General features: G+C 67.2%; 14 protein-coding genes. 7 read left to right on the forward strand and 7 right to left on the reverse strand.

The window, feature by feature from the left end; translation table 11 throughout:
- Positions 1–12 precede the first annotated feature (12 nt).
- From FRZ44_RS14875 to FRZ44_RS14885, 3 genes are all read right to left on the reverse strand, one after another.
- Positions 13–1,062, reverse strand: coding sequence for a phosphotransferase family protein (locus tag FRZ44_RS14875; RefSeq protein WP_151177925.1), 1,050 nt, complete (start codon positions 1,060–1,062; stop codon positions 13–15).
- 37 nt (positions 1,063–1,099) lie between these two features.
- Complete coding sequence (locus tag FRZ44_RS14880; protein ID WP_151177926.1) at positions 1,100–2,326, reverse strand: acyl-CoA dehydrogenase family protein; 1,227 nt, start codon at positions 2,324–2,326, stop codon at positions 1,100–1,102.
- A gap of 87 nt (positions 2,327–2,413) precedes the next feature.
- Positions 2,414–2,671 carry a hypothetical protein gene (locus tag FRZ44_RS14885; protein WP_225308266.1) on the reverse strand — a complete coding sequence of 86 codons (258 nt, stop codon included), beginning with the start codon at positions 2,669–2,671 and terminating at the stop codon, positions 2,414–2,416.
- 154 nt (positions 2,672–2,825) lie between these two features.
- On the opposite strand from FRZ44_RS14885, the gene FRZ44_RS14890 reads away from it, so the two are divergent.
- The 4 genes from FRZ44_RS14890 (at position 2,826) to FRZ44_RS14905 (ending at position 6,711) form a co-directional block, all read left to right on the forward strand.
- Positions 2,826–4,469 carry a class I adenylate-forming enzyme family protein gene (locus tag FRZ44_RS14890; RefSeq protein WP_225308267.1) on the forward strand — a complete coding sequence of 548 codons (1,644 nt, stop codon included), beginning with the start codon at positions 2,826–2,828 and terminating at the stop codon, positions 4,467–4,469.
- A 150-nt stretch (positions 4,470–4,619) separates the two neighbouring features.
- Positions 4,620–5,705 (forward strand): porphobilinogen synthase, encoded by a 1,086-nt coding sequence (gene hemB / locus FRZ44_RS14895; RefSeq protein ID WP_263641890.1) that lies wholly within the window; start codon positions 4,620–4,622, stop codon positions 5,703–5,705.
- A 95-nt stretch (positions 5,706–5,800) separates the two neighbouring features.
- A complete protein-coding gene (locus FRZ44_RS14900; protein ID WP_151177927.1) occupies positions 5,801–6,223 on the forward strand; it encodes an organic hydroperoxide resistance protein in 423 nt (140 codons plus the stop codon).
- 2 nt (positions 6,224–6,225) lie between these two features.
- A complete protein-coding gene (locus FRZ44_RS14905; protein WP_151177928.1) occupies positions 6,226–6,711 on the forward strand; it encodes an OsmC family protein in 486 nt (161 codons plus the stop codon).
- Here FRZ44_RS14905 and FRZ44_RS14910 read toward each other — a convergent pair.
- The 4 genes from FRZ44_RS14910 to FRZ44_RS14925 all read right to left on the reverse strand — a co-directional run bounded on the left by FRZ44_RS14910 (position 6,701) and on the right by FRZ44_RS14925 (position 12,480).
- The gene (locus tag FRZ44_RS14910) at positions 6,701–8,422 is read right to left on the reverse strand and encodes a SulP family inorganic anion transporter (RefSeq protein ID WP_225308268.1); all 1,722 of its coding nucleotides are present in this window, start codon (positions 8,420–8,422) and stop codon (positions 6,701–6,703) included. The genes FRZ44_RS14905 and FRZ44_RS14910 overlap by 11 nt on opposite strands.
- A 609-nt stretch (positions 8,423–9,031) precedes the next feature.
- Positions 9,032–10,381, reverse strand: coding sequence for an ArsB/NhaD family transporter (locus tag FRZ44_RS14915; RefSeq protein WP_225308269.1), 1,350 nt, complete (start codon positions 10,379–10,381; stop codon positions 9,032–9,034).
- A gap of 270 nt (positions 10,382–10,651) precedes the next feature.
- Positions 10,652–11,638 carry a YheT family hydrolase gene (locus FRZ44_RS14920; protein ID WP_151177930.1) on the reverse strand — a complete coding sequence of 329 codons (987 nt, stop codon included), beginning with the start codon at positions 11,636–11,638 and terminating at the stop codon, positions 10,652–10,654.
- Positions 11,635–12,480, reverse strand: a complete 846-nt coding sequence (locus tag FRZ44_RS14925) for an alpha/beta fold hydrolase (protein WP_151177931.1) — start codon at positions 12,478–12,480, stop codon at positions 11,635–11,637. The genes FRZ44_RS14920 and FRZ44_RS14925 overlap by 4 nt, the downstream gene beginning before the upstream one ends.
- A gap of 101 nt (positions 12,481–12,581) precedes the next feature.
- Here FRZ44_RS14925 and FRZ44_RS14930 point away from each other — a divergent pair, with 101 nt between their 5' ends.
- From FRZ44_RS14930 to FRZ44_RS14940, 3 genes are all read left to right on the forward strand, one after another.
- Entirely contained in the window at positions 12,582–13,541 is a 960-nt protein-coding gene (locus FRZ44_RS14930; protein ID WP_151177932.1) for a DMT family transporter, read from the forward strand.
- Positions 13,542–13,548: 7 nt separating this feature from the next.
- The gene (locus tag FRZ44_RS14935) at positions 13,549–14,436 is read left to right on the forward strand and encodes a DMT family transporter (RefSeq protein ID WP_191908111.1); all 888 of its coding nucleotides are present in this window, start codon (positions 13,549–13,551) and stop codon (positions 14,434–14,436) included.
- A gap of 83 nt (positions 14,437–14,519) precedes the next feature.
- Positions 14,520–14,894 carry a hypothetical protein gene (locus tag FRZ44_RS14940; protein ID WP_151177934.1) on the forward strand — a complete coding sequence of 125 codons (375 nt, stop codon included), beginning with the start codon at positions 14,520–14,522 and terminating at the stop codon, positions 14,892–14,894.
- The last annotated feature ends 126 nt before the right edge of the window (positions 14,895–15,020 follow it).

A 15,020-nucleotide genomic window follows, 5' to 3' on the forward strand; every position in this document is an offset into this window, starting at 1 on the left:
CCTTCGAGATTCTCATGAGCCGATCTGGCGCGCGAGCTCCCAGGCCTGCTCGGCGATGGGGCGTGCCGCGCGGCCGACTTCGGCGGCCTGCGCGCTCGCGGCATTGCCTTCGACGGCCCGCTTGGCGATGCCCTGGATGATCGCGGCGATGCGAAACATGCTGTAGGCCATATAGAAATCCCAGGCGGGAATCTCGCCCCGGCCGGTCCGTTCGCAATAGCGCGCGACATAGGCCGCTTCGTCGGGAATGCCGAGGCCGGCCAGATCGACGCCGCCGAGGCCGCGGAAGACGCCGGGCGAGATGCGCCAGGCCATGGCGTGATAGGCGAAATCGCCCAGCGGATCGCCCAGGGTGGAGAGCTCCCAATCGAGAACCGCCACGACCCGCGGCTCCACGGGATGGAAGATCAGATTGTCCAGCCGGTAGTCGCCATGGACGATGGCGGTGCCGCTCTGCGCCGGGACGTTGCGCGGCAGCCACTCGATCAGCCGGTCCATGGCGGCGATCTCATCGGTCTGGGACGCCTGATATTGTTTCGACCAGCGGGCGATCTGGCGCTCGAGGAAATTACCCGGGCGGCCGTAATCGCCGAGCCCGACCGCGGCCGGGTCCACCTGGTGGAGCCGCGCGATCGTCTCGTTCATGGAATCGTAGATCGCGCCACGCTCCTCGCGCGTCAGGCCGGGCAGCTTCTGGTCCCAGAAGATCCGCCCCTCGACGAGATCCATGACATAGAACGCCGCCCCGATGACCGCGGGGTCGTCGCAATAGGCATGGGTTCGCGGCACCGGCACCCCGCTGCCGCGCAAGGCGGACATCACGCGGAACTCGCGATCGACGGCATGGGCGCTGGGCAGCAGCGTTCCCGGCGGCTTGCGCCGCAGGACATAGGCCCCGGACGGGGAGTCCAGCCGATAGGTCGGATTGGATTGGCCGCCCTCGAACCGATGGAGCCGCGCCGGGCCCCGGAACCCGGCGACGTGGGCCGCGAGCCAGGGCTCCAGATTCGCCCATTCCGCGGGAGCCGGCGATCCCGCCGGGTTCTGATCCGATCCGCTCACGCTGTCACCCTCGCCTCCGCCGATGCCGGGAAGCCCTTCATCCCACGGCAGCGGGGCGGTTGGAATGCTTCTTCAGCTCGATCCGGGCGATCTGGTTGCGGTGGACCTCGTCGGGCCCGTCCGCCAGCCGCAGCAGGCGCGCGGTCGCATAGGCCGCCGCAAGGCCGAAATCGTTGCTGGTGCCGCCGCCGCCAAAGGCCTGGATGGCCCAGTCGACGACCTGGCAGGCCATGTTCGGGACCGCCACCTTGATCATGGCGATTTCCGCCCGGGCCGCCTTGTTGCCGACCGTGTCCATCTTGTAGGCGGCATTGAGCGTCAGCAGCCGCGCCTGCTCGATCATGATGCGGGATTCGGCGATGCGCTCCTGCGTCACGGTCTGTTCCGAGACCGGCTTGCCGAAGGCGACGCGCTGCGAGGTCCGGATGCACATCTTCTCGAGCGTCCGCTCGGCGAGGCCGATCAGGCGCATACAATGATGGATGCGGCCCGGCCCGAGGCGGCCTTGCGCGATCTCGAAGCCGCGACCCTCGCCCAGCAGCATGTTGGTCGCGGGCACACGGACATTCTCGAACAGCACCTCCGACGCCCGGTCCGGGACGCCATAGAAGCCGAACACCGGCAGCGCCCGCTGCACCGTCACGCCCGGCGAATCCATCGGCACCAGGATCATCGATTGCTGACGATGGCGGTCCGGATTGGCCGCGTCGGTCTTGCCCATGAAGATGCAGATCTTGCAGCGCGGGTCGGTCGCGTTGGTGGTGTACCATTTGCGTCCGTTGATCACGTAGTGATCGCCGTCGCGGATGATCGAGCTTTCGATGTTGGTCGCGTCGGACGACGCCACTGCGGGCTCGGTCATGGCGAAACAGGAGCGGATTTCGCCCGCCAGGAGGGGCTTCAGCCAGCGCTCCTGCTGCGCCGGCGTTCCGTAGCGCGCCAGCACCTCCATATTGCCCGTGTCCGGCGCCGAGCAGTTGAACAGCTCCGGCGCCAGATGCGACCGGCCCATGATCTCGCAGAGCGGTGCATATTCGAGATTGGTCAGCCCCGCACCATGCTCGCTCGCTGGCAGGAACAGGTTCCACAAGCCCTCGTTCTGCGCCAGCGGCTTCAGCTCCTCCACCACCGGATAGACCTTCCAAGGGCCGAGCTCCTCCGCCTCGCTATAGAACCGGGCTTCGTTGGGATAGACATGCCGGTCCATGAAGCCCTCCAGGCGGGACTTCAGGGCCAGAACCTTGTCGGATTTCTCGTAGAACATCGGCGTTACCGGCTCCCGTCTTGCCGCTGAAAGCGCATCCCGTCCGGCCGGGACCGAACGTCCCGCCGGCAGCACGGCCGTCCCGGCTCAGTGAATGGCCGCATCCATGATCTTCTCTTCCGTCGCCTCGGAGGCCGGCATTTCCTCCACGATCCTGCCGCCGCGCGCGATCAGGATACGATCGGAAACCGAAAGAATCTCCGGCAAATAGGAAGAGATTACGACCATGGCTTTGCCCTGCGCGGCCAGGGCGCCGATCGCCGCATGGATCTGCGGGATGGCACCCCCATCGACGCCCCGCGTCGGTTCGTCGAAGATCACCACCGAAGGCGCCTGCGCCAGCAACCTGGCGACCACCACCTTCTGCTGGTTGCCGCCGGGTCCCCGAGCGACGGGCCTATCCCGAGATCCGGTTCGACCTGCGCCATTATCTTCATGCGGAAGCCCGGCTCGCGCAGAATAAACTCGGTGAGCTGGATTCGCCACCAGGGAGAGCGACTTGCCGAGACTCCAGGATTGCTATTGGGCTCCCGACCGGCTCGGCGGGGCGCTGCGTCCCGAGCGGCATTTCGACGGCCGGCAGATGCTCTGTTTCTCGGAGCGCCCGGCGACGATCCCGGCGATGTTCGCGGAGCTGGTCCGGCGCTTTCCCGATCGGCCGGCGGTCGTCGAGGGCCGCCGCTTCAGCTATCGCGAGCTCGACGCCACGGTGAGCTCGATCGCCGCCGGCCTCGAGGCCCATGGCGTGAAAGCCGGCGACCGCGTCGCCCTCTTCCTGGCCAATCGCTGGGAATTCCTCGCCGGCGTCCTCGCCTGCCTGCGGCTAGGCGCGCTCGCCGTGCCGATCGGCACGCGCCAGCGCGCGACCGAGCTGGAATTCCTCATCAATGACTGCAGCGCCAGCGTCATCCTCTTCGAAGCCGATCTGGCGGGGTCGCTGCCGCTCGCGGCGGACATCCCCACGATCCGCCACCGCTTTTCGGTCGGGGGCCCGGTGCCGGGCGCGCAGGGCTTCGAGACGTTGTTGGGACGAAGCGAGGCGGTGCCGGTAGCGCCTGCCACGGAAGAAGACGCCGCCGTCATCCTCTACACATCGGGAACGACCGGACGGCCCAAGGGCGCCCTCCTCACCCACCTCGGCATGATCCATTCCGCGCTGACCTTCGCGCGCTGCTATCACCTGACCGAGCAGGACCGCTGCATCGTGGCCGTGCCGCTCTCGCATGTGACCGGCCTCGTGGGCGTCTCGCTCGCCACCATGGTCGTGGGCGGCTGCGTGGTGCTGATGCGCCACGCCTACAAGACGCCGGACTTCCTCGAGCTCGCGAGCCGCGAGCGCATCACCTATTCGATCCTCGTGCCCACGATCTATACGCTCTGCGCGACTTACCCCGAACTCGATCGCTACGATCTCTCGAGCTGGCGGATCGGCTGCTTCGGCGGCGCCCCGATGCCGGTGCCGACGATCGAGAAGCTGGCGCAGAAGATTCCGCATCTCCTGCTGCTCAACGCCTATGGCGCCACCGAGACCACCTCGCCCGCCACCGTCATGCCGCAGCGCTGCTGGCGCGACAACATGGACAGCGTCGGCCAGGTGGCCCCCTGCTGCGAGATCGAGGTGCGCGACGAGGCGGGTGCATTGGTGGCACCGGAGGTCCCCGGCGAGCTGTGGATCGCGGGCCCCAATGTCGTTCCGGGCTATCTCAACCGCCCCGACGCCAATGCCAGCGAGTTCGTCGACGGCTTCTGGCGGTCGGGCGATATCGGCTCCGTCGATGCGGAAGGCTTCGTGCGGATCTTCGATCGCCGCAAGGACATGCTCAATCGCGGCGGCTACAAGGTCTACAGCGCCGAGGTCGAGAACATCCTGAGCGGGCTCGAGGGCGTGCTCGAATGTGCCATCATCGGGCTGCCGGACCCGGTCCTGGGCGAGCGCATCCACGCCATCGTCGTGCCGCGGGACAACGCCGTCCTGACGCAGGACATGGTCCGCGAGCACTGCACCCTATATATGGCCGACTACAAGGTGCCCGAGACGGTCGCCTTGCGGAGCGAGCCCCTGCCGCGAAACGCCAACGGCAAGATCCAGAAGGCGGTCTTGCGGGACGAGAGCCGCGGCACGGAACCGCCGCCCAAGGCCTAGTCAGGCCCGGCCAGCGACGGCGCTGTGGCACGGGATTGGCGCCCTTTGAACGCGACGACCGGCCCCAGGGCCGGAAGCCCGTTCTGGCTGGACCCTCCGGTCGGTGGCGCTTACAATTCACCCAGCAATTCCAGCAAGCTCCAGGCTGTCATGACCGATCGAGCCGCCCCGCGCAAAGCCGTCTTGCGTCCCCTGCCCTCGGCCGAGCCGCCGGCTCCCCTGCCGACGCCCGAGCCGTTCCAGCCGGGCCAGTTCCCGCAAACCCGGATGCGCCGCAATCGGCGCACCGGTTGGCTGCGAGCCCTCGTGGCCGAGCATCGGCTGCATGCGTCCGACCTGATCTGGCCGGTCTTCGTGCTCGATGGCGACAAGGCGCGCGAGGCCGTGCCCTCCATGCCCGGCGTCGACCGGCTTTCGATCCCGGCCCTGATCGACGCGGTCGGCCATGCCGGCGAGCTCGGCATTCCGGCCGTGGCGCTGTTCCCCGTCGTGCCGCCGGCGCTCAAATCGGCGCAGGCCGAGGAGGCATGGAATCCGGACAATCTCGCCAATCGTGCCATCCGTGCGCTCAAGGAAGCCGTGCCGAAGGTCGGCGTGATCTGCGATGTGGCGCTCGATCCCTATACCAGCCACGGCCATGACGGGCTGCTCGAGGACGACGAGATCCTGAACGACGCGACGCTCGACGTGCTGGTGCGCCAGGCGCTGGCGCAGGCCGAGGCCGGCGTCGACGTGGTGGCGCCCTCCGACATGATGGACGGGCGCATCGGCCGCATCCGCCAGGCCCTCGATGCGCGGGGATATCAGAACACCGCGATCCTTGCCTATGCCGCGAAATACGCCTCGGCCTTCTATGGACCCTTCCGCGACGCGGTCGGCTCCAAGACCAATCTGGGCTCGGGCGACAAGCGCACCTATCAGATGGACCCGGCCAATGGCGACGAGGCCTTGCGCGAATGCGCGCTCGACGTCGCCGAGGGCGCCGACATGCTGATGGTCAAGCCCGGCATGCCCTATCTCGATCTGGTCTGGCGGGTGAAGCAGGCCTTCTCGCTCCCGACCTTCGTTTATCAGGTGAGCGGCGAGTACGCGATGCTCATGGCCGCCATCGAGCGCGGCTGGCTCGACCGCGACCGGGTGCTGGTGGAATCGCTGATGGGTTTCAAGCGCGCCGGCGCCGACGCCATCCTCACCTACACCGCGGTCGAGGTCGCCGAGCGCCTCAAGAAGGGCTGAAGGGACTCTTTCCGATCGCTTCGCTCTGCTTTCAGGCCACGATCGCGAATTATCAACTCGCCTTATCTTCTCTCATCGGCAACAGGAAAAGCTCCATGGCCATCCTCTATCGCACCCAAGCGCATGCCACCGGCGGCCGCGACGGCGTTTCCAAGACCGACGACGGCAAGCTGGAGTTCAAGCTCTCGATCCCGAAGGAACTGGGCGGCCCCGGCGGCGACGGCACTAATCCCGAGCAGCTTTTCGCGTGCGGCTACTCCGCCTGTTTCCTCGGCGCGCTGCGCTATGTCGCAGGCCAGGCGAAGATCAAGGTGGCCGACAATGCCACGGTCGCGACCAAGGTCGGCATTGGCCCGCGTGACGACGGCACCGGCTTCGGCCTCGAGATCGACCTGACCATCACGATCCCCGGCATGGACCGCAAGACCGCCGAGGATCTGGTCGCCAAGGCGCATGTGGTCTGCCCCTACTCGCACGCCACCCGCAACAACATCCCCGTGCGCTTGAAGGTCGCCTGATCATGGCGGATCCCTCACCGTCACGGCACCGGCACGATTATCGCCTGCGCACGGTCTGGACCGGCGCGGCCAAGGGCGCGCTTGCGGCCGGCACCGACTATTCCCGCGATCTGGAAGTCCGGATCTCGGGAAAGCCCACCCTGCCGGCGTCGACCGCGCCGAGCTATGGCGGCGACGACAGCAAGCACAATCCCGAAGATCTGCTGCTGTCGGCGCTCTCGACCTGCCATCTGCTCAGTTATCTGGCCTTGGCCGCCCGCGCCGGATTGCCGGTCGCGGCCTACGAGGACGATGCGGCCTGCGTCGTGGATATGAAGGATGGCCGCGTGCGCATCACCGAGGCGACGCTCCGGCCCACCGTGACATTGGCCGCCGGGGGCGACGCGGAGAAGGCCGCCCGGCTCCACGCCCAGGCGCATCAGATCTGCTTCATCTCCAACTCGGTCAATTTCCCCGTCTCGATCGAGCCGCGCATCGTCACGGCGTGATCGCCGGCCTGACGACGGCGTTCCGCTGCCAGGCGCGCACGCCGTCGGTCACGCGTTCGTAGAAATTGGCCGATCCCACGGCCGCCTCGATGCCTCCGAGCCGCATCCGATCGCGGACCCGATCGCGGACGCGAGCAAAGCTGAATGTGATCCCCTGGCTTTGCAGCTCCCTGATGATGGTCAACAGCGCATCGCAGCCGCTGGTGTCCATGAAGTTCACCGAACCCGTGTCCAGCAGCACATGCTTCGCCGGCGGATGGCTCGCGGCCAGGGCGCCCTTCAGGCCTTCGCTGAAGAAACCGATGCTCGCAAAGAACAAATCGCCGCCCGTGCGCCAGATGAGGAGCCCGGGGAAGGTGAGCGCCTCGGGGTGCATTTCGACGTCCCGATAGGCCTCCGTGCCCGGGAGCTGGCCGAGCACCGCACCCTTCGGGTGGCTGGTCCGATAGATCAGCATCAGCAGCGCAATCACCACACCCAGGGCGATGCCCTGCAGCACGCCGAGCATCAGCTCGCCCAGGATGACGACCGCGGCGAGAGCAAGCTCCGACCGGCTCCTGGCGAACAAATCACGCAGATAATCGGGCTTGGAGAGATGCAGCATGGCGGCGATGACGATGGCGGCAAGCGCCGGGTGCGGCATGTCCCGAAAGAGCGGGGTCAACAGGAGCAGCGTGAGAAAGCAGAAGACCGCGGCGATGAGGTGAGTGACCTGGGTGCGGGCGCCGGCGGCCATGGCCACGGAAGTCTTGGACAGGCTGCCGACGACGAGGAAGCCGCCGAAGAGCCCGCTCAGGATATTGGCCGGCCCGTGCGCGACCAGCTCCTGGTTCGGATCGATCTCGCCACCGCCCTGCAGGGCCGCAGCCTTGGCCCCGCCGAGCGCCTCGGCATAGCCGACGAGCACGATCGCCAGCGCCCCCGGCGCCAGCTCCATGAGGATCCTGGGATCGAAGGCCGGCATGAGGAGGTGAGGCAAGCCGGTGGGGAGGCTGCCGACCACGCTGATACCAGAGGCTTCGCCGCCGAGCAGGCCGACGATGATCGTGGCCGACACCGCGACGACCAGGGCCGAGGGCACGCGCGGAACGAACCGTCGCAGCAGCAGCATGGCGACGAGGCTGAGCAGACCCGCCAGCATCGGAGCCAGCGAGATGTCGGGCAGATGCTGCAGCAGGTAGCGGAGCTTGACGAGGAAGTTGCCGGAGGCGCCGCCGATGCCCAGCAGATGCGGCACCTGGCCGATGATCGTGACGCAGACGAGACCCTCGATGAATCCGCGCATGACCGGCGTCGGGATGAAGGCCGCCACCCAGCCCATGCGCAGCGCGCCGAAGAGCAGGAAGAAGACGCCGATGAGGACGGCGAGCGTCGAGGTCAGCGTATTGAAGTCCGCCGTTCCCTGCAGCGCGATCGCACCCACGGTCAATGCCGAGATCAGGCCGGTGGCGGTGTCCGGGCCTACGACCAGCAGGCGTGACGTTCCGAGAAGGGCGTAGGCCACCAACGGCGGGACGATGGTGTAGAGCCCCATGATGGGCGGTACGCCGACGATGCCGGCATAGGCCATGCCCTCCGGTATCATGATCGCCCAGACGGCGAGAGCGGCCAGGAAGTCCGCCCGAAGCCACTCACGCTGATAGAGGGGAAGCCAGCTCAAGATCGGCAGCAGCCGCCTTGCACCGGTGAGAGGGGGGATCGCAAGACTCAAGATCGGTTTCTCCTGGTTTGCCGCCGATTTGGCGCTACCGCAGATCCCGTCCCCGTCGCAGGGGCGCCGGCAAGCCCAGTCGCGCTAAACCTCACCCACCCAGGGCGACCGCGACCAAGACCGTGGCCGCGCCCAGGAACATGACGAGCAGCCCAACCCGCCAAGGGGGCGCATCCGTATAGTGCCCCCACCGGTACCCAACGATAAACAACAACAGCACAAGCGCCCGATTGGACACCTGAATCGCCAGTTCGGGATCCTTCAGCAGAAGAAAGGGCAGCACCCCCGACCGTGAAGGTCAGCACCATGACGAGCCCGAACAGCACCTCGCCCAGGGTTTCGTCGGGATCGACATAGCGGTGGATCAGGGACCTCTCGGTCATGCGCGAGATCGTCTCCGGTCGGCTGCGCAGGTCCGGGCTAAAACGAGCCGACATCCCTAATGGGACGGCCCATTGCACTCAAGCGGGTCGAAAAGGACATCGCGCAGGCCTGAGCAGGGCGCAACATCGACGCCGGCCCGTGACTCTGGGCTGCGATTTAGGCCCTAAGGGCGGGCAACGACCTTGACTTGAATCAAGGATACACCCATCGCCAGGCCCGGTGCGCTCAGCCGGCGGCCAGCAGATAGAGAACCGCCGTATAGATCGCGCCGACTGCGAGCTGGGCCAGCACGATCGGCACGCCATAACGGGCGAAGCGGGCAAATGTGAGCGCACGTCCGTTCTGCGCCGCGATACCGGCGGCAACGACGTTGGCCGAGGCCCCGATAAGCGTGGCGCTGCCGCCGAGGGTGGCGCCGAACATCATGCCGACGAAGACCGGAATTGTCTGCTCGGGCCAGACCTGCTGGAAGGTATAGCCGAGCGCCTGTTCGGGGACCGCGTCGATCAGGACGAGATAGCCCTTGACCAGCACGAGCATCGCGACGACGACCGGAATGTTGGCCAGCACGCTCGAGGCCGCACCGATGCCGGCCAGCAATACAAGGGCGGCCGCCAGCATATGATCGCCGAACACAGCGGCCAGGAGGCGCGAGACGCCCTGCAACACGCCGGTCGCCACCAATCCCTGCACCATGAAGAACATGCAAAGAATGAAGATCAGGGTCTTCCAATCGATATCTGAAAAGACCTTGGTGACTGGTTCGACCCGCCAGCCATAAATCGCCATCAGCGCCAGGGTCGCGCCGAGAATGGCGACGGATGGCGGCGTGAGAGTCGGCAGCAGGCTGCCGAAGACAAACAGCGCGACCATCAGCAGGAGAATGCCGACGGACACCATCACGAAGAGCGGTTGTTGCAGCCTGGCCGGCGGCAGATCGGCTGCCGGAGGGCGGCGCAGCCGCCAGATGTCGCCGAACAGCAGCGGCAACAGCGGCACGATGACGGCAAGCGCGAGCAATCCGCCGAGGCTGACGCGACCGAGATAGTCCGTGAACGATAAATGGATCGCGCTGCCGACGAGGAAGGTCGCGGGGTCGCCCACGAGCGTGAGGAGGCCGGCGGCATTGCTGACAATAGCGGTCAGCACCAGCAGCGGAATGAAGTCGATCTCCATCGCCGTGGCAACGCGGACGATGACGGGGCCCAGTAGCAGGACGACGGTCGCGTTCGGCAGCAGCGCGCAGACTGGCGCGACGATCACCAGCAAGGCGAGCAGAAGACGCTTGCCGCTGCCATTGGTGAAGCGCAGCAGTTTTTGGCCAACCACCTCGAAGATGCCCGTCGGGACCAGGACGCGGGCGACCACCATTCCACCGAACAACAATGCCAGCGTTCCATCGCCCGTCGCCAGCGCGCTCGTGACGGCGCTATCCGTGAGGATTCCAGTCACGAGGAAGATGACGACGCCGAGCATTGCCGCCACCGTCATATCGAGCCAGTTGAACGCGATCACAAGGATGACGACGAAGAACGTCGCTACGGCGACGATCGGTAGCAATTCACTGCCAGACACGTTCCCCAGGCCCCACGAGACTGCGTGAGCTCCCACCGGCTCACGGGGCGCAATTGCTATCAGACTGTGCCGGATATGGCGAGGTCTCCGATGGAGATCTCCATGAAAGAGTTCCTGAGCCGGTCATCGGTTCGGAGTAGCCCTGGAAGTCGGCCTCTGCTGCCGACGATTTCACTCGACTCGATCCTCGGCCAGCCCCGCCTTGCCGCAAGCTGTTCCCGGTGCAGTCCCCGTTCCGCATGGGATGAGCGCGGACAGCGCCCCGCACCGTCAGAGCCCGCGCCGGATCAGGCCTTCGAAGAAACTGACCGCGCAGCGGTCGTGCCAGGGGACCTCGTGGCCGAGGCCGTGGAATCCCACATGGCCGCCGCCGCGCGGCAGCAGCGGCACGAGCTTCGGGTTGCGCTTCCAGTCGAACTGGAGATAGGCCTCGGCCGGGATCCAGGGATCGTTGCGGGCATGGATCACGAGCGTCGGCACCGCGATTTGCGCAAGCAGCGGATAGGCCGCCGAGCGCGCATAGTAGTCCTCGGCGCCGTCGAATCCGTTGATGGGCGCGACGATGCGGTCGTCGAACTCGAGCATGCTGCGAATTTCTGGAAGCGTGGCTCGCAGCGCCGCCGGCAGCTCGGCGCTCGGGCGGCCGAAATCCTCCTTCACGCCCTCCAGGAGATTGCGGTGATAGGCGCGGTTTCGCGCCTTCATGATCTGCAGCTGCGCCTGCTTGGGCAGGATCGGCGCCGAGACGCTGACGGCGCCCAGGAAGAGCGCGCGACGCCCCTGCTCGCCCAGATATTTCAGCAGCAGGTTGCCGCCCAGGGAGAAGCCCATCGCCAGCAAGCCGCGGCCGGCGAGCCTGCCGTCGAGCTGCATCAAGGCGGCGTGAATATCCTCGGTGCGGCCCGCGTGGTAGCTGAAGCGACAGAGCGGACCCGACGGCCCGGCGCCGCGCAGATTGAGCCGCAGCACCGGAAAGCCGCTCTGCAGCAGGTGGCGCGCCGAACGGCGCAGATAGATGCTGTCCTGGCTGCCCGAAAGCCCATGGATCAGGATTGCCAGCGGCCGGTCGCTCTCCACGCTCGGCCGGTGCAGCATCGCCGTCAGCCGGTCGCCGTCGGGCAGCGGGAACTCGATCCGTTCCTCGGAGAACGCCGCGAGCGGAACTTCCGTCGGCCTCACATAGTTCCGGACCGTCTGCAGATCGCCGCCGAACCAGGGCGGCCGCGCAATGAATCTCGGGAACCGCGAAACCGTCATGCCGTGCCGAGGAAGTCCCGGATCAAGGCGATCTGCTCGGCCGAACGCAGCGCCGGCGCATGACCGGCCTCCGCGATCTCGACGAGCCTCGCGCGCGGGCCCCGGCGGGTCATCTCCTCGGCGGTCGCCTTCGACAGCAGATCGGACTGGGTGCCGCGGATCAGCAGCACCGGGCAGGCGATCTTGTCCCAGAGCGCCCAGAGATCGATGTCCTGGTTGGCGCCGGCCTGCGCGTTCTCGGCGATCTTCGGATCGTGATGCAGCAGGATGCCGCCATCGGGGGCCGCGCGCTGGCTGTACTCGGCCATCGACCGCCAATCCTCGTCCGTCAGCTTGCCGAAGGGCGCGTAGACCTGGCGCAGATAGGCTTCGAGCGCCGGGAGCGATTCGAAACGCGGCCGCTGCCCGACATAGGTGGCGATCCGCTGCAGCGCGGACTTGGCGATGAAGGGGCCGACATCGTTCAGCACCAGGCGACGGACCGGCGAGTTGGGATGGGCCGCCATCATCATGCCGATGAGGCCCCCCATCGAGGTGCCGACCCAATCGACCGTCTCGGCCCCGAGCCGCCCGATCAGCACGGTCATGTCGGCGCAATATTGCGGATAGTTGTAGGCCGACGCGACCGGCAGCCAGTCGCTCTGGCCGCGGCCGGCGATGTCGGGGCAGGCCACGCGCCAGCGGGCGCTCAAGGCGGCCGCCAGGGGATCGAAGTCGCGCGCATTGCGCGTCAGCCCATGGACGCAAATGGCGGTCCGATCGGCGGAGCCGTCCCCCCATTCCGTGTAGTGCGTGTTGTGAAAGCCGAAGGGATTGAGGCAGAGAACGCGGTTTGACTGCATGGACAGGCATCAGCCCTCATGTTACCGATGACGATATTGTCATCTTCGCGGGCCCTGACCCAGCCTCGCGAGTTCCAGACCCGGCTCTTCCGCTCCAGCCCATGGCCTCTTCCCAGCATAGCCCGAGTGCGGCCACGCACCCAAGCGGCTCCGGCCCTTCCGCGGGCCATGCCGCAGAACGGGCACAGCATCTGCGCGGCCTGCTCTTCTGCTCGCTGGCGGCGATCATCTGGAGCTCAGGCGGCGTGGTGGTCCGCACCGTGGGCGCCGGTGCCTGGGAGATCATTTTCTGGCGCTCGGTCTTCGCCGGGCTGTTCCTCGCAGGGCTGCTGCTGGTGCGCGAGCGCCGGCGCTTCTTCAGGGTCTTCCTCGAGGCGCCCTGGGCCAGCATCGGCATGGGGCTCTGCTTTGCCACGGCCTCGACCTGCTTCGTCATCGCGATGGAATATACCAGCGTCGCGAAGATTCTGTTTCTCCAGGGCATCTCGCCCTTCATCGCCGCGATCGCGAGCTGGCTGATCCTGCGCGAGAGGGTCGGGCCCCGCACCTGGGGCGCCATGGCGATGGCGCTGGTCGGGATCGGCATCATGGAGATCGAATCCTTCGAGGGCAGCGGCAGCCTGATCGGCGATCTGCTCGGCGTCGTCATCGGCTGCGCCTTCGCCGGCGCCACGATCATCGTGCGCAGCAACCGCAAGGTGCGCATGATTCCGGCGGCCTTCTATGCCACCGTCATCGCCGGCACCATCGCCGCGACCCAGGCCCCAACCCTCGCCATCAGCGACCATGACTTGCCGTATCTGTTCTTCTTCGGCTTCGGTCAGCTCGGCCTGGGCATGGCCCTCTATACCAGCGGCGCCCGCCATATCCCGGCCGCCGAAGCGGCGCTGGCGGCGCTGCTCGAGCCGGCCCTGGGGCCGATCTGGGTCTGGCTGGTCTATGCCGAGAACCCGGGCATTTACGCGATCGTCGGCGGCGCCATCCTGATCGGTTCGCTGATCCTGCACAGCCTCTACGACCTCCATGCTGCCGGACGGCGCGTCGTCCCGCCCGTCGTCTGATCGCACCGTGAGCAGCCTCGTTCATAACCCGGACCTCGTCCGCGGCCGCGCGATGATCGCCGGCGCCGCCCTGCTCTGGAGCATGGCCGGCATCCTGACCCGGCTGGTCGAGACCGATTCCTGGACGCTCACCTTCTGGCGCTCCTTCCTGGGCGGGCTGTTCCTGCTGCTGGCGGTCGCCTGGCAGCGCCGCGGGCTGTGGTCGCGGTTCCGGGCGTTGAGCCCGATCGGCTGGTTCCTGGGCATCTGGATGGGGATCGAGACAGTCTGCTTCATCCTCGCCTTCACCCACACCACCATCGCCAACGCCCTCATCATCATCGCCATCAACCCGTTGCTGGCGGCCCTGGCGGGCTGGCTGGTCCTGCGCGAGCGCATCGCGCTCCATACCGCGATCGCGCTCGTCGTCAGCTTCGGCGGCGTCACCTACATGGTCTGGGGCCAATTCGGGGGCGGCTCCGGCTTCGGCGACCTCATGGCCCTGACCGTCGCCGGCATGTTCGCGGTGGTGATCGTGACCATCCGGCGCTTCGGCGATATCGACCTGCTCCCGGCCATGGTGGTCGCCGGCATGACCGGGGCGCTGCTGTCGCTGCCGCTGGCGCATCCCTTCTCGATTTCGCCTGGCGATGCCGGCTATCTGACGCTCTTCGGCTGCGGCGAGTTCGGCCTCAGCCTGGTGCTCTTCACCGCCGGCGCCCGGCTGGTGCCGACGGTCGAGGTCGCCCTGCTGGGCCTGGTGGAATCCGCCCTGGCGCCGATCTGGGTCTGGATCGCCGTGGGCGAGCGGCCGGGGGAGCGGGCGCTGATCGGCGGCGCCGTCGTGCTCGGCACGCTCGCGGTCTACACCCTGGCCGACTGGCGCCGCGCGCGCGTGGTGCCGCCGTTGGCATGAAAGTCGCGCGGCGCCGAAAAACCGCTGAAAACGCCGCTCGATTTAACGACGAATTAAAAGATCGATCGTAATTTCGTCGGGTCATGACCGCGATCATCGCCAATGGCGCTTCCGCCGCCCCCGCTCAGCCCCGCGCCAAGGATTCATCCGGCAGCGGGTTGGTCGCCGCCCTCGTCTTCGCCCTCTTCGGCAGCCTGCTGGCCCTCGGCGCCGCCGCCGCCCCCAGCCCCGCCGGCGGCGCGCCCGTCCCGGTTGGCGTCTTCGTGCTGGGCGGCAGTGCCCAGGATGCGATGGCCATCGTGACCGCGGCCAATGGCCGGATCCTCGCCGACACCGCCATCGGCGGCGGCGTGGTGGCCATCTCCGACGAGCCCGGTTTCCGCGACCGCCTCTACAGCGCCGGCGCCAGCCTGGTGCTGGGTGTCAGCGGCAAATATGGCTGCGGGCCGCAGATCTGACGAAGCGTCCTTCCTTCGCCATCGCCGCCCGGTCCCTCCCTGAGATTGGTCGACCGGCCAACTCTTAATCAATCCTTAAGCATGCTCAACCGACGGTTGGCGCCCGCGCCGGAGCCCGTCGGCTTG

It is taken from the genome of Hypericibacter terrae (genome assembly GCF_008728855.1).
Taxonomy (GTDB): Bacteria; Pseudomonadota; Alphaproteobacteria; order Dongiales; family Dongiaceae; genus Hypericibacter; species Hypericibacter terrae.

Coding starts and splice junctions, on each gene's coding strand:
- FRZ44_RS14930 (WP_151177932.1), top strand. CDS start 12,582: ATGGCCTCTTCCCAGCATAGCCCGAGTGCGGCCACGCACCCAAGCGGC.
- FRZ44_RS14920 (WP_151177930.1), bottom strand. CDS start 11,638: ATGACGGTTTCGCGGTTCCCGAGATTCATTGCGCGGCCGCCCTGGTTC.
- FRZ44_RS14925 (WP_151177931.1), bottom strand. CDS start 12,480: ATGCAGTCAAACCGCGTTCTCTGCCTCAATCCCTTCGGCTTTCACAAC.
- FRZ44_RS14900 (WP_151177927.1), top strand. CDS start 5,801: ATGGCCATCCTCTATCGCACCCAAGCGCATGCCACCGGCGGCCGCGAC.
- hemB (WP_263641890.1), top strand. CDS start 4,620: ATGACCGATCGAGCCGCCCCGCGCAAAGCCGTCTTGCGTCCCCTGCCC.
- FRZ44_RS14880 (WP_151177926.1), bottom strand. CDS start 2,326: ATGTTCTACGAGAAATCCGACAAGGTTCTGGCCCTGAAGTCCCGCCTG.
- FRZ44_RS14905 (WP_151177928.1), top strand. CDS start 6,226: ATGGCGGATCCCTCACCGTCACGGCACCGGCACGATTATCGCCTGCGC.
- FRZ44_RS14940 (WP_151177934.1), top strand. CDS start 14,520: ATGACCGCGATCATCGCCAATGGCGCTTCCGCCGCCCCCGCTCAGCCC.